This window comes from Pseudomonas peradeniyensis (genome assembly GCF_014268935.2).
Lineage (GTDB): Bacteria > Pseudomonadota > Gammaproteobacteria > Pseudomonadales > Pseudomonadaceae > Aquipseudomonas > Aquipseudomonas peradeniyensis.
In genome coordinates this window covers 483,142-506,750 of the sequence record NZ_JABWRJ020000002.1, presented here as the reverse complement: position 1 = coordinate 506,750, position 23,609 = coordinate 483,142, and the positions used below count along the sequence as shown (strand labels likewise).

20 protein-coding genes and 2 tRNA genes are annotated in these 23,609 nt (G+C 62.3%); 1 reads left to right on the top strand and 21 read right to left on the bottom strand.

What is annotated here, in order from left to right; translation table 11 throughout:
• Window positions 1-48: 48 nt before the first annotated feature.
• The 15 genes from pnp to rlmE form a co-directional block, all read right to left on the bottom strand.
• Entirely contained in the window at window positions 49-2,154 is a 2,106-nt protein-coding gene (pnp, locus tag HU751_RS11760; RefSeq protein ID WP_186713749.1) for a polyribonucleotide nucleotidyltransferase, read from the bottom strand.
• A 248-nt stretch (window positions 2,155-2,402) separates the two neighbouring features.
• Window positions 2,403-2,672, bottom strand: a complete 270-nt coding sequence (gene rpsO, locus HU751_RS11755; RefSeq protein WP_029613930.1) for a 30S ribosomal protein S15 — start codon at window positions 2,670-2,672, stop codon at window positions 2,403-2,405.
• A 149-nt stretch (window positions 2,673-2,821) separates the two neighbouring features.
• Window positions 2,822-3,739 (bottom strand): tRNA pseudouridine(55) synthase TruB, encoded by a 918-nt coding sequence (truB, locus tag HU751_RS11750; protein WP_050706984.1) that lies wholly within the window; start codon window positions 3,737-3,739, stop codon window positions 2,822-2,824.
• Window positions 3,740-3,742: 3 nt separating this feature from the next.
• Window positions 3,743-4,141, bottom strand: coding sequence for a 30S ribosome-binding factor RbfA (gene rbfA / locus HU751_RS11745; protein ID WP_050706985.1), 399 nt, complete (start codon window positions 4,139-4,141; stop codon window positions 3,743-3,745).
• Between the two features lie 116 nt (window positions 4,142-4,257).
• A complete protein-coding gene (infB, locus tag HU751_RS11740) occupies window positions 4,258-6,798 on the bottom strand; it encodes a translation initiation factor IF-2 (RefSeq protein ID WP_186713751.1) in 2,541 nt (846 codons plus the stop codon).
• 27 nt (window positions 6,799-6,825) lie between these two features.
• On the bottom strand, window positions 6,826-8,307 hold the full coding sequence (nusA, locus tag HU751_RS11735) for a transcription termination factor NusA (RefSeq protein WP_050706987.1): 1,482 nt from the start codon (window positions 8,305-8,307) through the stop codon (window positions 6,826-6,828).
• Between the two features lie 59 nt (window positions 8,308-8,366).
• Complete coding sequence (gene rimP / locus HU751_RS11730) at window positions 8,367-8,825, bottom strand: ribosome maturation factor RimP (RefSeq protein ID WP_036986186.1); 459 nt, start codon at window positions 8,823-8,825, stop codon at window positions 8,367-8,369.
• 130 nt (window positions 8,826-8,955) lie between these two features.
• Window positions 8,956-9,032 (bottom strand) — tRNA-Met (locus HU751_RS11725).
• Between the two features lie 98 nt (window positions 9,033-9,130).
• Window positions 9,131-9,216: transfer RNA gene (locus tag HU751_RS11720), tRNA-Leu, on the bottom strand.
• A gap of 21 nt (window positions 9,217-9,237) precedes the next feature.
• Window positions 9,238-9,630, bottom strand: a complete 393-nt coding sequence (gene secG / locus HU751_RS11715) for a preprotein translocase subunit SecG (RefSeq protein ID WP_028691255.1) — start codon at window positions 9,628-9,630, stop codon at window positions 9,238-9,240.
• A gap of 4 nt (window positions 9,631-9,634) precedes the next feature.
• Window positions 9,635-10,390, bottom strand: coding sequence for a triose-phosphate isomerase (gene tpiA, locus HU751_RS11710; protein ID WP_186732748.1), 756 nt, complete (start codon window positions 10,388-10,390; stop codon window positions 9,635-9,637).
• A gap of 66 nt (window positions 10,391-10,456) precedes the next feature.
• Window positions 10,457-11,797, bottom strand: a complete 1,341-nt coding sequence (glmM, locus tag HU751_RS11705; RefSeq protein ID WP_186732747.1) for a phosphoglucosamine mutase — start codon at window positions 11,795-11,797, stop codon at window positions 10,457-10,459.
• 16 nt (window positions 11,798-11,813) lie between these two features.
• A complete protein-coding gene (folP, locus tag HU751_RS11700; RefSeq protein WP_186732746.1) occupies window positions 11,814-12,665 on the bottom strand; it encodes a dihydropteroate synthase in 852 nt (283 codons plus the stop codon).
• Window positions 12,666-12,673: 8 nt separating this feature from the next.
• Window positions 12,674-14,581, bottom strand: a complete 1,908-nt coding sequence (ftsH, locus tag HU751_RS11695) for an ATP-dependent zinc metalloprotease FtsH (RefSeq protein WP_028691259.1) — start codon at window positions 14,579-14,581, stop codon at window positions 12,674-12,676.
• A gap of 203 nt (window positions 14,582-14,784) precedes the next feature.
• Window positions 14,785-15,411 (bottom strand): 23S rRNA (uridine(2552)-2'-O)-methyltransferase RlmE, encoded by a 627-nt coding sequence (rlmE, locus tag HU751_RS11690; RefSeq protein ID WP_011532133.1) that lies wholly within the window; start codon window positions 15,409-15,411, stop codon window positions 14,785-14,787.
• 102 nt (window positions 15,412-15,513) lie between these two features.
• Here rlmE and yhbY point away from each other — a divergent pair, with 102 nt between their 5' ends.
• Window positions 15,514-15,822 (top strand): ribosome assembly RNA-binding protein YhbY, encoded by a 309-nt coding sequence (gene yhbY, locus HU751_RS11685; RefSeq protein WP_050706991.1) that lies wholly within the window; start codon window positions 15,514-15,516, stop codon window positions 15,820-15,822.
• Between the two features lie 132 nt (window positions 15,823-15,954).
• Here yhbY and HU751_RS11680 read toward each other — a convergent pair whose 3' ends face one another.
• The 6 genes from HU751_RS11680 to dnaJ form a co-directional block, all read right to left on the bottom strand.
• Window positions 15,955-16,395, bottom strand: a complete 441-nt coding sequence (locus tag HU751_RS11680) for a hypothetical protein (protein WP_011532132.1) — start codon at window positions 16,393-16,395, stop codon at window positions 15,955-15,957.
• Window positions 16,373-16,855: a transcription elongation factor GreA gene (greA, locus tag HU751_RS11675; protein ID WP_011532131.1), complete on the bottom strand. Its 483-nt coding sequence runs from the start codon at window positions 16,853-16,855 to the stop codon at window positions 16,373-16,375. The genes HU751_RS11680 and greA overlap by 23 nt, the downstream gene beginning before the upstream one ends.
• Entirely contained in the window at window positions 16,852-20,073 is a 3,222-nt protein-coding gene (gene carB / locus HU751_RS11670; RefSeq protein WP_050706992.1) for a carbamoyl-phosphate synthase large subunit, read from the bottom strand. Before carB ends, greA begins: the two co-directional genes overlap by 4 nt.
• 106 nt (window positions 20,074-20,179) lie before the next feature.
• Window positions 20,180-21,316 (bottom strand): glutamine-hydrolyzing carbamoyl-phosphate synthase small subunit, encoded by a 1,137-nt coding sequence (gene carA / locus HU751_RS11665; RefSeq protein ID WP_011532129.1) that lies wholly within the window; start codon window positions 21,314-21,316, stop codon window positions 20,180-20,182.
• A gap of 318 nt (window positions 21,317-21,634) precedes the next feature.
• Window positions 21,635-22,441: a 4-hydroxy-tetrahydrodipicolinate reductase gene (gene dapB, locus HU751_RS11660; RefSeq protein WP_050706994.1), complete on the bottom strand. Its 807-nt coding sequence runs from the start codon at window positions 22,439-22,441 to the stop codon at window positions 21,635-21,637.
• Between the two features lie 13 nt (window positions 22,442-22,454).
• On the bottom strand, window positions 22,455-23,579 hold the full coding sequence (gene dnaJ, locus HU751_RS11655; RefSeq protein ID WP_050706995.1) for a molecular chaperone DnaJ: 1,125 nt from the start codon (window positions 23,577-23,579) through the stop codon (window positions 22,455-22,457).
• Window positions 23,580-23,609: the final 30 nt, after the last annotated feature.

Below are 23,609 nucleotides of genomic sequence, written 5' to 3'. Positions count from 1 at the left end.
GCATAAAAAAAGGACCCCGAAGGGTCCTTTCTTTCAGCCTGTGAAGGCTTAGACGCCCGATGCCTTGGCAGCGGCAACGTCCTTGATCGACAGCTTGATACGGCCGCGGTTGTCCACGTCCAGTACCAGTACTTCGACTTCCTGACCTTCCTTCAGCACGTCGGTGACTTTCTCGACGCGAGCATCGCTCAGCATGGAGATGTGCACCAGGCCATCCTTGCCAGGCAGGATGTTGACGAAGGCGCCGAAGTCGACGATGCGCTCGACCTTGCCGACGTAGATCTTGCCGATCTCGGCCTCGGCGGTGATGCCCAGGATGCGCTGCTTGGCAGCGTCCGCGGCTTCCTTGGTCTCGCCGAAGATCTTGATCGAGCCGTCGTCTTCGATGTCGATCGAAGCCTTGGTCTCTTCGCAGATGGCGCGGATGGTGGCGCCGCCCTTGCCGATGACGTCACGGATCTTGTCGGTGTCGATCTTCATCGCGATCATGGTCGGGGCGTTGGCCGACAGCTCGGTACGCGACTCGCCAATGATCTGGTTCATCTGGCCGAGGATGTTCAGGCGCGCTTCCAGGGCCTGGCCCAGGGCGATTTCCATGATCTCTTCGGTGATGCCGTTGATCTTGATGTCCATCTGCAGCGCGGTGACGCCCTTGGCGGTACCGGCTACCTTGAAGTCCATGTCGCCCAGGTGGTCTTCGTCACCCAGGATGTCGGTCAGGACGGCGAACTTGTCACCTTCCTTGACCAGGCCCATGGCAATACCGGCAACCGGGGCTTTCATCGGCACGCCGGCGTCCATCAGGGCCAGCGAGGCGCCGCAGACCGAAGCCATGGAGCTGGAACCGTTGGACTCGGTGATTTCCGACACCACGCGGATGGTGTACGGGAACACGTCGGCGGCCGGCAGCATGGCCTGGACCGAACGACGGGCCAGACGGCCGTGGCCGATTTCGCGACGACCGGCACCGCCCATGCGGCCACACTCGCCCACCGAGAACGGCGGGAAGTTGTAGTGCAGCATGAAGGGGTCTTTCTTCTCGCCTTCGAGGGTGTCCAGCAGCTGGGCGTCACGGGCAGTACCCAGGGTCGCAACGACCAGGGCCTGGGTTTCGCCGCGGGTGAACAGCGCCGAACCGTGGGTCTTCGGCAGGACGCCGACTTCGATGTTCAGCGGACGCACGGTCTTGGTGTCGCGACCGTCGATACGCGGCTTGCCGTTGACGATGTTCTCGCGAACGGTGCGGTATTCGATCTCGCCGAAGATGTCTTTGACTTCGCCGGCCGAAGGCTGGCCTTCTTCACCGGAGAACTTGGCGATCGCCTGGTCGCGCAGCTCGCCCAGGCGGGCATAGCGGTCGGCCTTGACGGTGATGGTGTAGCCCTGGGAAACAGCTTCGCCGAATTCAGCGCGGATGGCGTTGAACAGCTCGGTGTTGGCAACGGCAGGTTTCCAGTCCCAGGTCGGCTTGGCAGCTTCGGCAGCCAGCTCTTTGACCGCTTTGATCACGGCCTGGAATTCGTCGTGGGCGAACAGCACGGCGCCCAGCATCTGGTCTTCGGTCAGCTCCTGGGCTTCCGATTCGACCATCAGTACGGCGTCGGAGGTACCGGCAACGACCATGTCCAGGCTCGAGGCAGCCAGTTGCTCGTAGGTCGGGTTCAGCAGGTAGCCGGTGCTTTCGTGGAAGGCAACGCGGGCGGCGCCGATCGGGCCTTCGAACGGAATGCCGGAGATGGCCAGGGCAGCCGAGGTACCGATCATCGCGGCGATGTCCGGATCGGTCTTCTTGCTGGTGGAAACCACGGTGCAGACGACCTGGACTTCGTTCATGAAGCCTTCAGGGAACAGCGGGCGGATCGGACGGTCGATCAGGCGCGAGGTCAGGGTTTCCTTCTCGGAAGGACGGCCTTCACGCTTGAAGAAACCACCAGGGATCTTGCCGGCGGCGTAGGTCTTTTCCTGGTAGTGCACGGACAGCGGGAAGAAGCCCTTGCCCGGATCAGCCTGCTTGGCACCGACCACGGTCACCAGCACGGTGACATCGTTGTCGACGGTGACCAGCACGGCGCCGGTGGCCTGACGGGCAATGCGGCCCGTTTCGAGGGTTACGGTCGATTGACCGAACTGGAATTTCTTGATTACCGGGTTCACGGTTTCCTACCTTCTTCAGTGGCTCTTGGGGGAACTGGTTCTTGCGAATTCTTGGGCAGAACGGGGAATCGGCCCCATTGACCGTCCAGATACAACACGAGGCTGGGAGCCTGGCGCCGGGCGGATGAACCGCACGACGGACCAGGCTGCCAACCTCGCAGATCGCGTGGCGTGTCCAACGCCAGGGTTGCCGGGCAACCCTGCCGATGCATGCGACACGCCATGCAACACCACTGGCCAGGCCGCTATTAGCGACGCAGACCCAGGCGACCGATCAGGGCGCTGTAACGGGTGGTGTCTTTGCCCTTCAGGTAGTCCAGCAGCTTACGACGCTGGTTGACCATACGGATCAGACCACGACGGGAGTGGTGGTCTTTTTCGTTGGCCTTGAAGTGGCCTTGCAGCTTGTTGATGTTGGCGGTCAGCAGAGCAACCTGCACTTCCGGGCTACCGGTATCGCCGGCGGCTTGCTGGTAATCGGCAACGATCTGAGCTTTTTCTTCGACGCTGAGGGCCATTTGGCTTCTCCTGATAAACGGATCCCGCGAACGGTCTCCAATAGGCCAGGGACAAGTCCCCGTATTAATAAGAAGAGGTGTGACCGTGCCTAATAACAGCCACCCTCGTATCCACCGGTTTCAGCCGAAGCCTCTGCCGGTGGTTCCGGTCATTCCGACCGAATCAGTCGACGCGGCGCGATGCGCCCGTCTTCGCTCACTTCACCGATACCGATGAAGCGACCATTGTGATCCTGTACCCGGACCATGCCGAACTGCGGCGCGTCCGGCGCGCGTACCGCCTGGCCATGCAGCCAGTAGAACGCACTGTGCTCGGACAACTGCACCAGCGGCCAGTCCTGCAACCCGCTGTCCGAAGGCATGAGGAAGCGATCGAGCGCTTCGTTGCCGCCTTCGGCGTGGGCCTGCTCGAGTTCCTCGAGCGTCACGGTCTGTGCCAGCTCGAAGGGGCCCGCCTGGGTGCGGCGCAGTTCGGCGACGTAGGCACCACAGCCCAGCGCCTCACCGATATCCTCCACCAGGGTGCGGATATAGGTGCCTTTGCTGCATCCAACCGACAGGCGCGCACGGGTGCCTTCGCACTCGAGCAACTCCAAGCGGCCAATAGTAACAGAACGCGCCTCGCGCTCCACTACCTCTCCTGCACGTGCCAGCTTGTACAGTGGCTGACCATCGCGCTTGAGGGCCGAGTACATCGGCGGTACCTGAAGGATTTCACCCTTGAAACGCGGGATCACGGCCTCGATGTCGGCGCGACCAACGGTCACTTCGCGGGTCTGCAGGACTTCGCCTTCGGCGTCCGCGGTGCTGGTGGTCTGCCCCATCTGCATGACCGTCTCGTAGCCCTTGTCAGAATCGAGCAGGTACTGCGAGAACTTGGTCGCCTCGCCGAAGCACAGCGGCAGCACGCCGGTGGCCAGCGGGTCGAGGCTGCCTGTGTGGCCGGCCTTTTCCGCATTGAGCAACCAGCGGACCTTCTGCAGCGCGGCGTTGGAGGTGAACCCCAGCGGCTTGTCGAGCAGGATGATGCCGCTGACGTTGCGGCGGATACGTTTGACCTGGGCCACCGCTTACTCCTTGGCGTCCAGCTCGTCGGCATCCTTGTGCAGGCGGTCTTCGGCCACCGCACGTTCGATCAGCGCCGACAGGTGAACACCACGGCTGACGCTTTCATCGAAGTGGAAATGCAGTTGCGGCACGCTGCGCAGTTGCATCACGCGACCCAGGTGCAGACGCAGGAAGCTCGCGGCACTGGTCAGCGCCTTGAGAGTCTGCGGCACGGCGTCGGTGCCGTCCTGGCCCATCACGGTGATGAACACCTTGGCATGGCCCAGGTCACGGCTGACGTCGACGGCGGTGATGGTCACCAGACCGACGCGCGGGTCTTTGACTTCACGGCGGATCAGCTCTGCCAGCTCACGCTGCATCTGATCACCGATACGTTGGGTACGGCTGTATTCTTTTGCCATTCTTGCTACCTGTAACGTAAAGCGGCAAACGCCCGGTCAGGCTGAAGCCTGACCGGGCGCTACCTTGTGAGGCGCCGCCAGCCGCCTTGCGACGGGGCCTGCGCCATGCTCGCCCCTTACAGGGTACGAGCCACCTGGACTTTCTCGAAGACTTCGATCTTGTCGCCGACCTTGACGTCGTTGTAGCTCTTGACGCCAATACCACACTCCATGCCGTTACGCACTTCGGAGGCATCGTCCTTGAAGCGACGCAGCGATTCCAGCTCGCCTTCGAAGATCACCACGTCATCGCGCAGTACGCGGATCGGACGGTTGCGGTACACGGTACCTTCGATGACCATACAGCCAGCGATGGCGCCGAACTTCGGCGAACGGAACACGTCACGCACTTCGGCCACACCCAGGATGTTCTCGCGAACATCGCTGCCGAGCATGCCGGTCAGGGCCTTCTTGACGTCTTCGATGATGTCGTAGATCACGTTGTAGTAACGCATATCCAGACCTTCCTGCTCGACGATCTTGCGCGCGCCGGCATCGGCACGCACGTTGAAGCCGAACAGCACCGCGTTCGAGGCCAGTGCCAGGTTGGCGTCGCTCTCGGTGATACCACCGACGCCGCCACCAATGACGCGGACCTGAACTTCGTCGTTGCCCAGGCTGCCGAGCGAACCCTGCAGCGCTTCGAGGGAACCACGCACATCGGTCTTGAGGACGATGTTGAGGGTCTTCTTCTCTTCCTGACCCATGGTCTCGAAGATGTTTTCCAGCTTGCCGGCGTGAGCACGGGCCAGCTTGACCTCACGGAACTTGCCTTGACGGAACAGCGCAACTTCACGCGCTTTCTTCTCGTCAGCAACCACCGACATCTCTTCGCCAGCGTCCGGCGTACCGTCCAGGCCAAGGATCTCGACCGGGATCGACGGGCCGGCTTCCTTCACAGGCTTGCCGTTCTCGTCGAGCATGGCGCGCACGCGGCCATAGTTGGAGCCGACCAGGACCATGTCGCCCTGACGCAGCGTACCGTCCTGAACGAGGATGGTAGCGACCGGGCCGCGGCCCTTGTCCAGGCGCGATTCGACCACGACACCACGACCAGGAGCGGTCGGAGTGGCCTTGAGTTCGAGGATCTCGGCCTGCAGCAGGACAGCTTCGAGCAGTTCGTCGACGCCGGTACCCATCTTCGCCGAAACCTTGACGAACGGCGTGTCACCACCCCAGTCCTCGGAGGTCACGCCTTCGACCGACAGCTCGTTACGGATGCGATCGAGGTCGGCACCCGGCTTGTCGATCTTGTTCACGGCAACAACCAGCGGAACGCCAGCCGCTTTCGCGTGCTGAACGGCTTCGCGGGTCTGCGGCATCACGCCGTCGTCCGCCGCCACCACCAGGATGACGATGTCGGTCGCCTTGGCACCACGGGCACGCATCTGGGTAAACGCAGCGTGGCCCGGGGTGTCGAGGAAGGTGACCATGCCACGGTCGGTTTCGACGTGGTAGGCACCGATGTGCTGGGTAATACCACCGGCTTCGCCAGCGGCCACCTTGGCACGACGGATGTAGTCGAGCAGCGAGGTCTTGCCGTGGTCGACGTGACCCATGACGGTCACGACCGGAGCACGCGAGGTGGTCTCGCCTTCGAACTTCAGCGATTCGGCCAGGGAGTCTTCCAGGGCAGTGTCGCTGACCAGGGTGACCTTGTGACCCAGCTCTTCGGCAACCAGCTGAGCGGTTTCCTGGTCAAGCACCTGGTTGATGGTGACCGGGGTGCCCAGCTTGAACATGAACTTGACGACTTCAGCGGCCTTGACCGACATCTGTTGCGCCAGTTCCGAGACAGTGATGGTCTCGCCGATGGTCACGTCACGAATGACCGGACCGGTCGGGCTCTGGAAGCCGTGCGCATTGCGCTTCTTGCCCTTGCCCTTGCCACCGCGGCCACGACGGAAGCCATCGCTTTCTTCGTCGGTGGTGCGAGGTGCAGCGCGCGGAGTCGGAGCCTTTTCCTTCTCCTTGACCTTGACCTTGACCGACATGCGCGGCGCTTCGCCACGACCGGCCGCAGCCGGGCCACCACCGCGACGATCGTCATCACGGGTACGGCTTTCGTTGCGACGGGTCTCGTCTTTCTTGCGCTCGGCGGCACGGGCGGCGGCGTCTTCGGACACCGGCGCGTTGGCCACTACCGGGGCAGCAACCGGGGCAGGCTCGGCCTTCGGCGCTGGCGCGGCGGCCGGGGCCTCGGCAGCCTGACGGCGTGCCTGCTCCTCGTTGCGCTGGCGAACTTCGGCTTCAACCTTTTCGCGGGCGGCATTTTCAGCGGCGCGGCGTTCTTCCTGCTCACGCTTCTGCTCAGCCTGGATCTCTTCCGGGCTGCGCTGCACGAATACTTTCTTCTTGCGTACTTCTACGCTGATGCTCTTGCTACCGGCGACACGCAGAGTGCTGGTGGTCTTGCGCTGCAAGGTGATCTTGCGCGGCTCTTCCGCCTTGCTCTTGTGGCTGCTCTTCAAATGAGTCAGCAGGGTCTGCTTCTCATTGTCGGTCACTACCTGACCGGCGTCGGTGTGCGGCAGACCTGCCTCACGCATCTGCTGCAGCAGGCGCTCTACCGGTGCCTCGACCTCTTGGGCCAGTTCTTTCACCGTGACTTGCGTCATGCACTTCTCTCCTCAGGCCGCGCCTAATTACTCGAACCAGTGGGCTCGGGCGGCCATGATCAACTTGCCGGCACGCTCTTCGTCGATGCCGTCGATGTCGAGCAGGTCGTCAATCGACTGCTCGGCCAGGTCTTCGCGGTTAACCACGCCGCGCACCGCCAGTTCCGCCGCCAGGTCCTTGTCCATGCCCTCGAGGGAGAGCAGGTCTTCAGCCGGATGGGCGTCTGCCAGTTTTTCTTCGGTAGCGATGGCCTTGGTCAACAAACGGTCCTTGGCTCGAGCGCGGAGCTCATTGACGATGTCCTCGTCAAAGCCATCGATGTTGAGCATTTCTTCCAACGGTACGTAGGCAATTTCTTCGAGGCTGGTGAAGCCTTCGTCGACCAGCACTTGTGCCAGCTCCTCGTCGACTTCCAGTTCCTCGATGAAGTTGCGCAGGATGTCGCCGGTCTCAGCCTGTTGCTTGGCCTGGATGTCCTTCTCGGTCATCACGTTCAGGGTCCAGGCAGTCAGCTGGCTGGCCAGGCGGACGTTCTGGCCGCCACGTCCGATGGCCTGTGCCAGGTTGTCCTCGGCCACGGCGATGTCCATTGCATGGGCATCTTCATCAACGATGATCGCGGCAACTTCTGCCGGCGACATGGCGTTGATGACGAACTGCGCCGGGTTCTCGTCCCACAGGACGATATCCACACGCTCACCACCCAGCTCGCCGGATACGGCCTGGACGCGCGAACCACGCATGCCGATACAGGCGCCTTGCGGGTCGATGCGCTTGTCCTTGGAGCGGACGGCGATCTTGGCGCGCGACCCCGGATCACGGGAGGCGGCCATGACTTCGATGAGGCCTTCGGCGATTTCCGGCACTTCGATGCGGAACAGCTCGATCAGCATCTGCGGCGCGGTGCGCGACAGGATCAGCTGAGGGCCGCGGTTCTCGGTGCGGATTTCCTTGAGCAGCGCACGCAGGCGCACGCCGACACGGAAGGTCTCACGGGGAATGATGTCTTCGCGGGCCAGCAGCGCTTCGGCGTTGTTGCCCAGGTCGACGATGACGTTGTCGCGGGTAACTTTTTTGACGGTACCGGAGATGATCTCGCCCACGCGCTCGCGGTAAGCATCGACCACCTGGGCGCGCTCAGCTTCGCGAACCTTCTGCACGATGACTTGCTTGGCGGTTTGCGCAGCAATGCGACCGAATTCGATCGACTCGATCTTCTCTTCGATCACGTCGCCAACTTTGGCTTCAGGATGACTTTCCTGAATCTTTGCTGGCCAGACCTCGATTGCCGGATCATCCAGATCCGCTTCTTCGACGACCGTCCAGCGACGGAAGGTCTCGTAGCTACCGGTGTGGCGGTTGATTTCCACACGCAGGTCGACTTCGTCTTCAAAACGCTTTTTGGTTGCAGTAGCCAGGGCCACTTCCAGCGCTTCGAAAATGACGCCGGGCGGTACACCCTTTTCGTTGGATACCGATTCAACAACCAGCAGTACTTCTTTGCTCATCGTACGCCTCGCCTTGCGCAAGCCATTGGCCCCGGATCTTTCACCGGGCCCGGCACGTCTCAGTCAAAACTGGGAATAATATTGGCCTTGTCGATCGAGTCGATCGGCAACAGGAACTCGTGCTGGTCTACCTGCACCACCACATCCTGCTCCTCCACACCGCGGAGAAGGCCCTGGAAGTTACGACGGCCCTCGAAGGGCGTACGCAGCTTGATCTTCACCTGCTCGCCGGCATGCGCAGCAAACTGTTCTAAGGTGAACAGCGGGCGGTCCATGCCTGGAGAGGACACCTCGAGGGTATATTCAGAGCTGATCGGATCTTCCACATCGAGAATGGCGCTTGCCTGACGGCTGACGGCTTCGCAGTCGTCCACCAGGATCCCGTCTTCCTTGTCGATGTAGATACGCAGTACCGAATGCTTGCCTTGGGAGACGTATTCGATCCCCCAGCATTGGTAGCCCAGGCCCTCGACCACCGGGGCCAACAAGGCCTGCAACTGTTCTAGCTTGCTCGACACCTGAACCCCCTCGTGCATGCTGTGCAAATAAAAAATGGGCGAAGCGCCCATCCCTGAAAGCGCCGTTGGACAACGGCGCCGAAAACTGTTCGGCTAGCAAAAAGCCCCTGAAAAGGGGCTCTGCTGAAGCTGGTTGCGGGGGCTGGATTTGAACCAACGACCTTCGGGTTATGAGCCCGACGAGCTACCAAGCTGCTCCACCCCGCGACAAAGCTGGGGCGAAAGTATAAGACTGAACCCTTTGCTGGGTCAATCCGACCTCCACCTGCAAGAAAGCCCGCTAAAGCGGGCTCTCATGCTTCAATTGGTACCGAGAAGGGGACTCGAACCCCTACACCCTATGGGCACAACCACCTCAAGGTTGCGTGTCTACCAATTCCACCACCTCGGCAATACTACTTCTTGAAACCCGTTACTGCTGCTCTTTGGCTGGAGGAGGTACGTCACCAGAGTTGGTGGTTTCGCTCTTCTGCTGCTGGAGCACCGGTACATCATCATTGACTGCCGGCTTTGGCTCTTTGACTTCCAGCACTGCTGGATCTGGCAGACCAGCTTGAGTCAGCTGGTGAGCCTGCTGCTTGGCGAAGTATCCTAACCCAAGTGCAGTCAAAAAGAAAGTGGCAGCAAGTATAGCAGTAACTTTACTCAAAAAGGTAGCGGAACCTTGGCTTCCGAACACAGTATTTGAAGCACCTGCGCCGAAAGATGCACCGGCTTCCGCACCTTTACCCTGTTGCAGCAGCACCATTACAACCAGTGCCAACGCTGCCAACAGATGAAAAACAACTACGACTGTTTCCAGCATTTGTTCAGTTTCCTGCGGCGCGACAAATTGCACCGAATTCGTCTGCGTTCAGGGAAGCTCCACCAATGAGCCCCCCATCGATATCCGGCATGCCGAACAGTTCAGCCGCATTGGCCGCCTTCACGCTGCCGCCGTAGAGAAGTTGCACATTTCCTGCAACTTCGGCGTCCTTCGCCGCCAACTGCTTGCGGATGGCTGCATGCACATCCTGGGCTTGCTGTGGCGAGGCCGTCAAACCAGTACCAATGGCCCAAACAGGCTCATAGGCAATAACCGCATTGGCGAAAGCCTTGATACCGAACACGTCGATAACACTGCTTAGTTGACGCCCTACAACTTCGAGCGTCTCACCTGCCTCGCGCTCTGCAAGAGTTTCCCCTATACACAGCACTGGCGTCAAACCACTTTTCTGAGCGGCTGCAAACTTCTGATTCAGCACTTCGTCGCTTTCACCAATAATCTGGCGACGCTCGGAATGCCCAATCAATACATACTTGCAACCGACTTCAGCCAACTGACTCGGTGCAACTTCGCCGGTCAGTGCGCCTTGTTCAGGCTGTACCGCAGAATTCTGTGCTCCAACGATGATCCCCTTGCCTTTTAGCCCATCAACGACTTCGTTGATGAACAGGGCGGGCGGGAACACCGCGACTTCGATACCGTTGGGAATGAGCATTTCGCCCAAGCCCTGAGTCAGCTCAGCGACGCTGGCGCGGGTACCGTGCATCTTCCAGTTACCAGCTACCATGGGGCGACGCATGCTTTACCTCGTCGGTCAAAGTGGGCGCAGATCTTACCCAACCCGATCTGCGCTGGCAAGCCTCTTTCAGGCACAAACTTCTTCGACCAGCTTGGCCAGGGCCTCGGCATGGCCACGTACCTGGTTTTCGTCGTCGCCCTCGACCATCACCCGCACCAGCGGCTCGGTACCGGACTTGCGCAGCAGCACCCGCCCACGACCAGCCATGGCCTCGGTGGCCTTGGCGCTGGCTTCCTTGACCAGGGGGTTCTCCAGCGGGTCGCTCTTGCCGGCCGCGAAGCGCACGTTGATCAGCACCTGCGGGCATTTGCGCACGGCCTGGCGGGCCTGGGCGAGGTTTTCGCCACGGCGCTTGAGCGCCATCAGCACCTGCAGCGCGGCGATGATCGCATCACCGGTGGTGGTGTGGCTGCCGCAGACGACATGACCGGAGTTTTCGCCACCCAGCAGCCACTCGCGCTCGAGCAGTTCGGCCATGACATAGCGGTCGCCCACCTTGGCCCGCACGAACGGGATATCCAGTTCCTTGAACGCCAGCTCCAGGCCCAGGTTGCTCATCAGGGTACCGACCACGCCGCCCTGCAGCTTGCCACGCTCCTGCATGTCGCGACCGATGATGAACAGCAGTTCGTCACCGTCGACGATGGCGCCGGTGTGATCGACCATCAGCACACGGTCGCCGTCGCCGTCGAAGGCGATACCGAGATCCGCATGCCCGACCAGGACCGCCGCCTGCAGCGACTCGATATGAGTCGAACCGCAGCCCTCGTTGATGTTCAGACCATCCGGGGCGGCGTGCAGCACGGTGACATCGGCACCCAGTTCACGGAACACGCTCGGCGCGACCTTGTAGGTGGCGCCATGGGCGCAGTCCACGACGACCTTCAGGCCTTCGAAGCTGGTGCTGCTGGGCACGCTGCTCTTGCAGAACTCGATGTAGCGTCCCGCCGCGTCATTGATGCGCGAGACCTTGCCCAGCTTGCCGGACTCGACGACATTCATCGGCTGGTCGAGCAGCTCCTCGATCATCAGCTCGACTTCGTCCGGCAGCTTGGTGCCAGCACCGGAGAAGAACTTGATGCCATTGTCGTCATGGGGGTTGTGCGAGGCGCTGATGACGATACCGGCCTCAGCATGGAAGGTGCGGGTCAGGTAAGCGATGGCCGGCGTCGGCATCGGGCCGAGCAGCATCACGTCGGCACCGGCGGCGGACAGCCCTGCCTCGAGCGCGGATTCGAACATGTAGCCGGAGATCCGCGTGTCCTTGCCCACCAGCACACGGCAATTGCCCTGCTTGCGGAAAGCCATGCCGGCGGCCCAGCCGAGTTTCAGCATGAAGTCAGGGGTGATGGGGAACTGGCCGACGCGACCACGGATACCATCGGTACCAAAGTATTTTCTGCTCATAGTGACTCCAATGTTCTTATTCGGCGCTCTGGACCGCGGCGATCATGCGCACGACATCGACGGTTTCGGCAACGTCATGTACCCGCAGGATGCTCGCGCCCTTGGTCATGGCCAGGGCGGCCAGGGCCAGACTGCCGTAAAGCCGCTCACCGACCGGACGGCCCAGCGCGAGACCGATCATGCTCTTGCGCGAAACACCCACCAAGAGTGGCCGCCCCAGGCGATAGAGCGCTTCCATGTGTTTGAAAAGGCTAAGGTTGTGCTCAAGGGTCTTGGCAAAGCCGAACCCCGGGTCGAGGATGATGCGCTCAGCCCCGATGCCGGCCGCCGCGCAGGCTGCCATACGCTGTTCAAGATAGCGCGTTACATCGACTGTCACATCCTTGTACTGCGGATTGTCCTGCATCGTGCCCGGCTCGCCACGCATATGCATCAAGCACACCGGCAGGCCGGTATCGGCCGCCGCATCGAGCGCGCCGTCACGCTCCAGGGCGCGCACGTCGTTGATCAGCCCTGCACCAAGGCGGGCCGTCTCGCGCATGACCGAGGGCGTCGAGGTATCGACCGAGATGATCACATCGAGCCGACTGCTGATCGCCTCGACAATTGGCGCCACGCGCTCCAATTCCTCGATAGGCGAGACGGCGCGAGCCCCAGGACGGGTAGACTCGCCACCCACGTCGATCAGGGTCGCACCGGCCGCCACCATCTCCTCGGCATGGCGCAAGGCCGCATCGCGCTGGCTGAAGCGCCCACCATCGGAGAACGAGTCTGGGGTGACGTTGAGGATACCCATGACATGGGTACGGGACAAATCAAGAACCCGGTTGCCGCAAGGCAACCGGGTCGGGTACTGCGTCAAGCTCATAGATACCCTTAGTGTTGAGCCGCTGGACCGCCGATCGGCGACTCCGGACGATCATCCTGGGAAGCCTGGTTGCCGGAGGTACCGGAATCATTGTCCCAGTCACGCGGTTCGCGCGGAGTACGGCCAGCCATGATGTCGTCGATCTGGTCGGCATCGATGGTTTCGTACTTCATCAGGGCTTCGGCCATGGCGTCGAGCTTGTCGCGGTTGTCGGTAAGGATCTGCTTGGCCGTGGCGTAGCACTGATCGATGATGCTGCGCACCTCGGAGTCGATCATCTTGGCAGTCTCGCCCGAGACACTGGCATGCTGGCTCGCCGCGCTGCGACCGAGAAACACCTCGCCCTCCTCTTCGGCGTACATCAGCGGGCCGAGTTTCTCGGACAGGCCCCACTTGGTGACCATGTTCCGGGCAATCTGGCTGGCGCGCATGATGTCGTTGGAGGCGCCGGTGGTGACACCGTCGAAGCCCAGGGTCATCTCTTCGGCGATACGGCCACCGTACAGCGAGCAGATCTGGCTGATCAGCGCGCGCTTGGACAGGCTGTAGCGGTCCTCTTCCGGCAGGAACATGGTCACGCCCAGGGCACGGCCACGGGGAATGATCGAGACCTTGTAGACCGGGTCGTGCTCGGGAACGACGCGACCGACGATGGCGTGGCCCGCCTCGTGGTACGCGGTGTTCTGCTTCTCTTTCTCGGACATGACCATGGTCTTGCGCTCGGCGCCCATCATGATCTTGTCTTTGGCCAGCTCGAATTCCTTCATCTCGACCAGGCGCTTGCTGGCACGGGCGGCGAACAGCGACGCCTCGTTGACCAGGTTGGCCAGGTCGGCACCGGAGAAGCCCGGCGTGCCACGGGCGATGACCGCCGCATTGACGTTCTCGCCGACCGGCACCTTGCGCATGTGCACCTTGAGGATCTGTTCACGACCGCGGATGTCCGGCAGGCCGACCACCACCTGGCGGTCGAAGCGGCCGGGACGCAGCAGCGCCGGGTCGAGCACGTCGGGACGGTTGGTGGCGGCGATGACGATGATGCCATCGTTCATCTCGAAGCCGTCCATCTCGACCAGCAATTGGTTCAGGGTCTGCTCACGCTCGTCGTGACCGCCACCCATGCCGGCGCCACGGTGGCGACCGACGGCGTCGATCTCGTCGATGAAGATGATGCACGGTGCGTGCTTCTTGGCCTGTTCGAACATGTCGCGAACACGGCTGGCACCCACGCCGACGAACATCTCGACGAAGTCGGAACCGGAAATGGTGAAGAACGGCACCTTGGCTTCACCGGCAATGGCCTTGGCCAGCAGGGTCTTACCGGTACCCGGCGGGCCGACCATCAGCACGCCGCGAGGGATACGGCCGCCCAGGCGCTGGAACTTGCCCGGATCGCGCAGGAACTCGACCAGCTCGCCAACCTCTTCCTTGGCCTCGTCGCAGCCTGCAACGTCAGCCAGGGTGGTTTTCACCTGGTCTTCGGACAGCAGGCGCGCCTTGCTCTTGCCGAAGCTCATCGGCCCGCCCTTGCCACCGGCACCACCCTGCATCTGGCGCATGAAGAACATGAACACGGCGATGATCACCAGGATCGGGAAACTGGCGACCAGCAACTGGGTCCAGATGCTCTGCTGTTCCGGCTGCTTGCCTTCGACGGTGACGTGGTTGTCCACCAGGTCGCCGATCAGGCCGTTGTCGGTAATGGCCGGGCGCACGGTCTTGAAGTTGTCGCCATCGGTGCGCTTGCCGGTAATGATGTAGCCGTCGACGGTCACGCGCTCGACCTTGCCATCCTTGACCTGCTGGATGAAGTCGGAATAGTTGAGGGTCTGCGGCTCGTTAGGGCTGGAGAAGTTGTTCATCACCGTCACCAGGACGGCGGCGATGATCAACCACAGGATCAGATTCTTTGCCATGTCGTTCAATTCGCTACCCTCTGAGGCCGGCGCACGACGCAGCCGTGCCTCGCATGATATTCATCGCCCTAACTTACTACATTACCCACGCATCCGCAGGCACCGTCTGTAACCCTTTGTGAAAGCTAGACTACACGAAGTTCGGACGATCCAGACGGGGCGGCCGATTGGAAATAACTATCGGCAACCCCGCAATACGCCTTTCATGCGCCCTTGAAACCCTTGCCCAACAGGTACTGTTCACGGGAACGGTCTCGCGAGGACGACGGCTTGCGCATCTGCACCTTGTCGAACTTGCTGCGCACGTCCTTGAGGTACATGTCGAAGCCCTCGCCCTGGAAAATCTTGATCAGGAAATCTCCGCCGGGCTTGAGCACGCGGGTCGCCAGATCCAGGGCCAGTTCGCAGAGGAACATGGCGCGCGGCATGTCCACCGCAGGCGTACCACTCATATTGGGGGCCATATCGGAAATCACAAGGTCGACGTGCGAATCGCCGACCGCCTGCAGGATCTGCTGCAGCACTTCGTCCTGGGTGAAGTCGCCCTGGATGAAGGTGACATCGGGGATCGAGTCCATTTCCAGGATGTCCGAGGCGATCAGCCGGCCCTGGCCGCCAATCAGACGACTGGTCACCTGCGACCAGCCACCAGGAGCCGCACCGAGGTCGATCACGCTCATGCCGGGACGGATCAGGCGGTCTTTCTCCTGGATCTCCAGCAGCTTGTAGCTCGCGCGCGAGCGGTAGCCATCCTTCTGCGCCTGCTTGACGAAAGGATCGTTGAAATGTTCGCGCAGCCAGTTTGCGCTGCTTTTGGAACGTTGTACCACGGGGCACCTCGATGATATGCGTCGTGTTTGACTGGGCGGAGCCACAGGCCCTCGGGTAAAATGCCCGTCAATTTTACAGAATCAGACGAAAAGGGTCAGATTATGCCGCTCAATAACGAGCAGAAGAAGCAATACAAGTCCATTGGTCATGACCTGAAGCCGGTCCTGATCGTTGCTGGCAACGGTTTGAATGAAGGCGTGATCGCCGAACTGGAGCGCGCCCTGGTCGACCATGAGCTGATCAAGGTCGAGATTCGCTCGGAAGATCGCGAGGAACGCGCCGAGACCATCGCCGCGCTGTGCAAGGCCGGCCGCGCCGAACTGGTGCAGACCATCGGCAAGAAAGCGCTGATCTACCGCAAGAACCCGCAGCCGAACAAGCAGCTGTCCAACATCCACCGTTACAAGTAACGGTAGCAGGGCTGCCAACGCAGCCTTGTGGGAGCGGGCTTGCCCCGCGAAACAGGCACCGCAGTGCATGGCACCGGCTTCGCCGGTGTTCGCGGGGCAAGCCCGCTCCCACAAAGCCTCGTTGCGACCCGACTAGCGCCGAGCCCTGACCGGGACCGGCTGGGCCACCAGCACGATGCCGGAGAAGCCCAGCACCAGGAAGCAGAACATCTGCCAACGCTCGCCCACGGAAATCCCGTAGCGCAGCGTGTAGTAGCTGACGCAGGCGCCGAAGCCGAGCAGCAGCATCTGGCCGCGGAACTGCCGCCACCAGGCCGCCAGGCCATCCACCCTCGCCAGCACCGCCAGCTGGGTCAACAGCCCAAGCATGGCCACGCCAATCAACCAGCGGTCGATCTGCGCAGCCACGTCGTGCACCAACAGTGGCGCCAGGCCACTGACCTTGAGCGCCGGCACCAGCCCCACATGGAACACCCACAGGCCGCCGACCCAGAACACCTGGGCCAGTTGCCAGAGGATCCCCTCGAGGGATGGCGCCCGCAGGCGCCGGTCAGATGTGCTTGACTTCGACAATCTCGTACTCGACCGTGCCACTTGGCGTCTTGACGACGACAGTATCACCTTCTTCCTTGCCGATGATGGCACGGGCGATCGGCGCACCGCTGGAGAGCTTGCCCTGCTTCACGTCGGCTTCGTCTTCGCCGACGATCTGGTAGGTCACCTCTTCATCGGTCTCGGTGTTCGCCAGCACCACGGTGGTGCCGAAGATTACCTTGCCGGTGTGGGCGATGGTGGTGACGTCGATCACCACCGAGTTCTGCAGACGGCCTTCGATATCGCGGATGCGCGCCTCGACCATGCCCTGCTCCTCGCGGGCGGCGTGGTATTCGGCGTTTTCCTTGAGATCGCCCAGCTCGCGAGCCTCGCCGATCGCCTGGCTCAGGCGCGGGCGCTCGGTCTTGCTCAGGAACAGATGCTCTTCCTCCAGGGCGCGAGCGCCCTGGACGGTCATCGGGTACTTGGTAATGCTCATGCTTTGAGTCCTGCATGCAGATCCTGCAGGCGACGAACGGTCTTTTCCGGACCGAATTTCAGCGCCTCGCAGATGGCTTCACCGGCCGCAATGGTCGTGGTGCAGTAGATCTTGTGCTGCAACGCATTGCGACGAATCGAGTAGGAGTCGGCGATCGACTGGCGGCCTTCGGTGGTGTTGATGATCAGCGACACTTCGTCGTTCTTGATCATGTCGACCACGTGCGGACGACCCTCGGTCACCTTGTTCACGCGACGCACTTTCAGGCCGGCCGCCTCGATCACCTTGGCGGTGCCTGCGGTGGCGACCACTTCGAAGCCCAGGGCGATCAGGTCGCGGGCAACGCCAGCTACCTGCGGCTTGTCGTCGTCACGCACGCTGATGAACGCGGTACCGCCGGTCGGCAGCACTTCGCTGGCGCCCATCTGGGCCTTGGCGAAGGCTTCGCCGAAGCTGTCGCCGACGCCCATGACTTCACCGGTCGATTTCATCTCAGGGCCGAGGATCGGGTCAACCCCTGGGAACTTGGCGAACGGGAAGACGGCTTCCTTGACGCTGTAGAAGTTCGGGATGATTTCCTGGGTGAAGCCCAGCTCTTTCAGGGTCTTGCCGGCCATGACACGGGCCGCGATCATTGCCAGGGAAGTGCCGATGCACTTGGAGACGAACGGTACGGTACGCGAGGCGCGTGGGTTGACCTCGATCACGTAGATCTTGTCGCCCTGCAGGGCCAGCTGCACGTTCATCAGGCCGACCACGCCCAGCTCCAGGGCCATTTTCTTGACCTGGACGCGGACTTCGTCCTGCACTTCCTGGCTCAGCGAGTAAGGCGGCAGCGAGCACGCCGAGTCGCCGGAGTGAACACCGGCCTGCTCGATGTGCTGCATGATCGCGCCGATCACCACATCGGTGCCGTCGCAGACCGCGTCCACGTCCATCTCGATGGCGCAGTTGAGGAAGTGGTCGAGCAGCACCGGGCTGTCGTTGGAGACCTGTACCGCTTCACGCAGATAGCGCTTGAGCTCGTCCAGCTCGTAGACGATCTCCATGGCGCGGCCGCCCAGCACGTAGGACGGACGAACCACCAGCGGGTAGCCGATCTTGCCAGCGGCAGCGATGGCTTCGTCTTCGCTGCGAACGGTGGCGTTTGGCGGCTGCAGCAGGTTCAGGCGCTGGACCATCTGCTGGAAGCGCTCGCGGTCTTCGGCGCGGTCGATGGCGTCCGGGCTGGTACCGATGATCGGTACGCCGGCTTCTTCCAGGGCACGCGCCAGTTTCAGCGGGGTCTGGCCGCCGTAGTGGACGATCACGCCTTTCGGCTTCTCGACGCGGCAGACTTCCAGCACGTCTTCCAGGGTCAGCGGTTCGAAGTACAGGCGGTCGGAGGTGTCGTAGTCGGTGGAGACGGTTTCCGGGTTGCAGTTGACCATGATGGTCTCGTAACCGTCTTCACGCAGCGCCAGTGCGGCGTGCACGCAGCAGTAGTCGAACTCGATGCCTTGGCCGATACGGTTCGGGCCGCCACCCAGGATCATGATCTTGTCGCGGGTCGACGGGTTGGCCTCGCACTCTTCCTCGTAGGTCGAGTACAGGTAGGCGGTATCGGTGGCGAACTCGGCGGCGCAGGTGTCGACGCGCTTGTACACCGGGAACACTTCCAGCTTGTGGCGGTGACGGCGCAGGTTCTTGTCGGTGATGCCGAGCAGCTTGGCCAGGCGCTGGTCCGAGAAGCCCTTGCGCTTGAGGCGCAGCATGTAGTCCTTGTCAATCGACGACAGGGCCAGGGTCTTGACCTTCTCTTCTTCCTTGATCAGGTCTTCCATCTGCACCAGGAACCACAGGTCGATGCCGGTCAGGGCAAAGATTTCCTCGATGGTCATGCCCGAACGCATGGCGTCGGCGACGTACCAGATACGCTCGGCGCCCGGCACGGTCAGCTCGCGCTTGAGGATGCTGGCAGCCTCAGGGCTGGCAAGGTCGACTTTCGGGTCAAGGCCGCAGGCGCCGACTTCCAGCCCGCGCAGGGCTTTCTGCAGGGATTCCTGGAAGGTACGGCCGATGGCCATGACTTCACCCACGGATTTCATCTGGGTGGTCAGGCGGGCGTCGGCTTTCGGGAATTTCTCGAAGGCGAAGCGTGGCAGCTTGGTGACGACGTAGTCGATCGACGGCTCGAAGGACGCCGGGGTACGGCCGCCGGTGATGTCGTTCTGCAGCTCGTCGAGGGTGTAGCCGATGGCCAGCTTGGCGGCGATCTTGGCGATCGGGAAGCCGGTAGCCTTGGAAGCCAGGGCGGACGAACGCGAAACACGCGGGTTCATCTCGATCACGACCATGCGGCCGGTGTTCGGGCAGATACCGAACTGCACGTTGGAACCGCCGGTCTCGACACCGATTTCACGCAGCACCGCCAGCGAGGCGTTGCGCATGATCTGGTATTCCTTGTCGGTCAGGGTCTGTGCCGGGGCCACGGTGATCGAGTCACCGGTGTGCACGCCCATCGGGTCGAAGTTCTCGATCGAGCAGACGATGATGCAGTTGTCCTTCTTGTCGCGGACCACCTCCATCTCGTATTCCTTCCAGCCGATCAGCGATTCGTCGATCAGCAGCTCCTTGGTCGGCGACAGGTCCAGACCACGGGTGCAGATTTCCTCGAACTCTTCACGGTTGTAGGCAATACCACCACCGGTGCCGCCCATGGTGAACGACGGACGGATGATGCATGGGAAGCCGAGCTTCTCGAGGACCGCATTGGCCTCTTCCATGCTGTGGGCGATACCGGAGCGCGGGCACTCCAGGCCGATGTCTTTCATGGCCTTGTCGAAGCGCGAACGGTCTTCGGCCTTGTCGATGGTGTCGGCGTTGGCACCGATCATCTCGACGCCGAACTTTTCCAGAACGCCGTGGCGCTCCAGGTCCAGGGCGCAGTTCAGCGCGGTCTGGCCACCCATGGTCGGCAGGACGGCGTCCGGGCGCTCTTTTTCGATGATCTTGGCCACCGACTGCCACTTGATCGGCTCGATGTAGGTGGCGTCGGCCATGGCCGGGTCGGTCATGATGGTGGCCGGGTTGGAGTTCACCAGGATGACGCGGAAACCTTCCTCGCGCAGGGCTTTACAAGCCTGGGCGCCGGAGTAGTCGAATTCGCAGGCCTGGCCGATCACGATCGGGCCAGCGCCGAGAATCAGGATGCTTTTGATGTCTGTACGTTTTGGCATGGTTGTCACTCAAATCCGCGGGTCAGTCGGCAAGCCGCTTTGAACAATCTGGGTCAGGCGCTTCCGGGCGCGGCAATTGCCGGCCCGGGGCCTTGCTGCAGGATGCTCAGCGGCGCTTGGCCATGGCATCGATGAAACGATCGAACAGTGGCGCGACGTCGGTCGGGCCTGGGCTCGCCTCAGGGTGGCCCTGGAAGCTGAACGCGCTCTTGTCGGTGCGCTCGATGCCCTGCAGGGTGCCGTCGAACAGCGACTTGTGGATAGCGCGGACGTTGCCCGGCAGGGTGGCTTCGTCGACGGCGAAACCGTGGTTCTGGCTGGTGATCATGACCACGCCGGTGTCCAGGTCCTGGACCGGGTGGTTGGCACCGTGGTGGCCGTGGCCCATCTTCACGGTCTTGGCGCCGGAGGCCAGGGCCAGCAGCTGGTGGCCGAGGCAGATGCCGAATACCGGGATCTCGGTGTCGAGGATCTCTTTGATCGCCTGGATGGCGTAGTCGCACGGCTCGGGATCGCCAGGGCCGTTGGACAGGAACACGCCATCGGGGTTGAGCGCCAGGACTTCACTGGCCGGGGTTTGCGCGGGCACCACGGTGACGCGGCAGCCACGGGCAACCAGCATGCGCAGGATGTTCAGCTTGACGCCGTAGTCGAAGGCCACGACGTGGTACGGCAGGTCGGCGGCTTCAATGGTCGGGTGGCTGTCGGTCTTCAGTTCCCACACGCTGGAGCGCCACTCGTAGCGCTCCTTGGTGGAGACGACCTTGGCCAGGTCCATGCCTTTCAGGCCCGGGAAGGCGCGGGCGGCGGCGATGGCGGCTTCTTCGCTGATGTTGTCACCAGCCAGGATGCAGCCGTTCTGGGCGCCCTTCTCACGCAGGATGCGGGTCAGGCGACGGGTGTCGATGCCGGCGATGGCGACGACATTGTGTTCTTTCAGGTAGTCGGGCAGGGACTGGGTGTTACGCCAGTTGCTTGCCAGCAGCGGCAGGTCGCGAATGACCAGGCCGGCGGACCAGACGCGGTTGGATTCGGCGTCTTCCGGGGTGGTGCCGGTGTTGCCGATGTGCGGGTAGGTCAGGGTAACGATTTGCTGGGCGTAGGAAGGGTCTGTGAGGATTTCCTGGTAGCCGGTCATTGCAGTATTGAACACGACCTCACCAACGGTCTGACCGTCGGCTCCAATGGCTTCACCGCGAAAAATGCTGCCATCGGCAAGGGCGAGTATGGCTGGCTTAGTCAAGAAGACCTCCCGTAAATCAAGCCTGAAAGGGCGATCGCAGGTTGCAAAAAAGCGGAATGACGTATGGACACGTCACCCCGCTTTTATGCTGAATTAGTCTGCGCGCTTTTAGTGGACACACTAAAGCTGTAGCTTACAGAAAAATGCGTTTTGGGTCTACCGGGAATGTGTCTCCAAAACCCAGGATTGCGACAGACTGATTTGTCGGGATCCATTGTGGGAGCGGGCTTGCCCCGCGATGACACCCCACCAGGCCATTGCTGCCCGTTCCGACGCCATCGCGGGGCAAGCCCGCTCCCACAACCCCATACACAAGGGTCAATGCAGCTCGAGCACATCCTGCATGTCGTACAGCGCAGGCTCGCGCCCATCCAGCCACAGCGCGGCACGCACCGCACCCTTGGCGAAGGTCATGCGGCTCGAGGCCTTGTGGGTGATTTCCAGGCGCTCGCCTTCGGCGGCGAACAGCACGGTGTGATCACCGACCACGTCACCCGCACGCACGGTGGCGAAACCGATGGTCTGGCGATCACGGGCGCCGGTCTGGCCTTCACGGCCATACACCGCCACCTCGCGCAGGTCGCGCCCCAGCGCATTGGCGACCACTTCACCCATGCGCAGCGCGGTCCCCGACGGCGCATCGACCTTGTGCCGATGGTGGGCCTCGATAATCTCGATATCCACGTCGTCACCCAGCACCCGGGCCGCCATGTCCAGCAACTTGAGGCTGAGGTTGACCCCCACGCTGAAGTTGGCGGCGAAGACGATCGGGATTTCCTTGCCCGCCTCGACCAGCAATGCCTTCTCCTCGGCACTGAAACCGGTGGTGCCGATGACCATGGCCTTGCCCGCCTTGCGACAGAACGCCAGGTTCTTCAGAGTCACCGACGGATGGGTGAAGTCGATCAGCACATCGAACTCATCGACGACCTTGGCCAGGTCGTCAGATATGGTCACGCCGATGCGCCCCAGCCCCGCCAGCTCACCCGCGTCGGCACCGACCAGGGAGCTGTCCGGACGATGGATGGCCGCGGTCAGGCCGGCCTTCGGCGCCTGCTGCTGCACGGCCTCGATCAGCACCTTGCCCATGCGCCCGGCGGCGCCCATCACTGCAATACGTCGCATAGCCTGTTCCTTCTCAGAGATCGCCGAAGAAGCGCTTCACGCCCTCGAACCAGCCACTGGCCTTGGGCGAATGAGAGCTGTCGCCTTCGAGGGAATCACGCAGCTCCTCCAGCAACTCGCGCTGACGGCGGCTGAGGTTGACCGGCGTTTCCACCGCCACGCGGCACAGCAGGTCGCCCGCCGCGCCACCGCGCACCGGCGCCACACCCTTGCCGCGCAGACGGAACTGCTTGCCGGTCTGGGTACCTTCGGGGATTTTCAGCTTCACGCGACCATCAAGGGTCGGCACTTCCAGCTCGCCACCCAGGGCGGCATCGGTGTAGCTGATCGGCACTTCGCAGTAGAGGTGCTTGCCGTCGCGCTGGAAGATCGGGTGCTCGCGCACATTGACGACCACATAGAGGTCACCGGCAGGGCCGCCATGGGCGCCCGCCTCGCCTTCGCCGGACAGGCGAATGCGATCACCGGTATCGACACCGGCCGGCACCTTGACCGACAGCGTCTTGTATTCCTCGACACGACCTTCGCCGTGGCACGAACCGCAAGGGTCGGTGATGATCTTGCCCTGGCCATGGCAACGCGGGCAGGTCTGCTGCACAGCGAAGAAGCCCTGCTGCATGCGCACCTGGCCGATGCCGCCGCAGGTCGGACAGGTCGACGGCGTCGACCCCTTCTTGGCGCCGGAGCCGTCGCACGGCTTGCAGTTGACCAGCGTGGGCACGCGGATGTTGACCGTGGTGCCGCGCACCGCCTCTTCGAGGTTGAGCTCGAGGGTGTAGCGCAGGTCACTGCCGCGCTGGACACCACCACGACCGCCACCGCGGCCGCCGCCGAAGAAGTCGCTGAAGACATCGCCGAAGATATCGGAGAAGTTGGCGCCGCCGAAACCGGCACCGCCGCCACCCATGCTCGGGTCGACGCCGGCGTGGCCATACTGGTCGTATGCCGCGCGCTTGCTGGCATCGGACAGCACTTCGTAGGCCTCGTTGGCCTCCTTGAACAGGTCTTCCGATTCCTTGTCGCCCGGGTTGCGGTCGGGGTGGTACTTCATCGCCAGACGGCGGTAGGCCTTCTTGAGATCACCTTCACTGGCGCCACGCTCGACACCCAGGACCTCATAAAAATCACGCTTTGCCATAGGTCATATGCACTCTTGGGGGCGTTCGGC

Bases quoted from the DNA above. Each gene is read 5' to 3' on its own strand.
- rpsO (WP_029613930.1), bottom strand. From the start codon at position 2,672: ATGGCCCTCAGCGTCGAAGAAAAAGCTCAGATCGTTGCCGATTACCAG.
- rbfA (WP_050706985.1), bottom strand. From the start codon at position 4,141: ATGGCAAAAGAATACAGCCGTACCCAACGTATCGGTGATCAGATGCAG.
- infB (WP_186713751.1), bottom strand. From the start codon at position 6,798: ATGACGCAAGTCACGGTGAAAGAACTGGCCCAAGAGGTCGAGGCACCG.
- nusA (WP_050706987.1), bottom strand. From the start codon at position 8,307: ATGAGCAAAGAAGTACTGCTGGTTGTTGAATCGGTATCCAACGAAAAG.
- secG (WP_028691255.1), bottom strand. From the start codon at position 9,630: ATGCTGGAAACAGTCGTAGTTGTTTTTCATCTGTTGGCAGCGTTGGCA.
- tpiA (WP_186732748.1), bottom strand. From the start codon at position 10,390: ATGCGTCGCCCCATGGTAGCTGGTAACTGGAAGATGCACGGTACCCGC.
- glmM (WP_186732747.1), bottom strand. From the start codon at position 11,797: ATGAGCAGAAAATACTTTGGTACCGATGGTATCCGTGGTCGCGTCGGC.
- folP (WP_186732746.1), bottom strand. From the start codon at position 12,665: ATGAGCTTGACGCAGTACCCGACCCGGTTGCCTTGCGGCAACCGGGTT.
- ftsH (WP_028691259.1), bottom strand. From the start codon at position 14,581: ATGGCAAAGAATCTGATCCTGTGGTTGATCATCGCCGCCGTCCTGGTG.
- yhbY (WP_050706991.1), top strand. From the start codon at position 15,514: ATGCCGCTCAATAACGAGCAGAAGAAGCAATACAAGTCCATTGGTCAT.
- greA (WP_011532131.1), bottom strand. From the start codon at position 16,855: ATGAGCATTACCAAGTACCCGATGACCGTCCAGGGCGCTCGCGCCCTG.
- carB (WP_050706992.1), bottom strand. From the start codon at position 20,073: ATGCCAAAACGTACAGACATCAAAAGCATCCTGATTCTCGGCGCTGGC.
- dapB (WP_050706994.1), bottom strand. From the start codon at position 22,441: ATGCGACGTATTGCAGTGATGGGCGCCGCCGGGCGCATGGGCAAGGTG.
- dnaJ (WP_050706995.1), bottom strand. From the start codon at position 23,579: ATGGCAAAGCGTGATTTTTATGAGGTCCTGGGTGTCGAGCGTGGCGCC.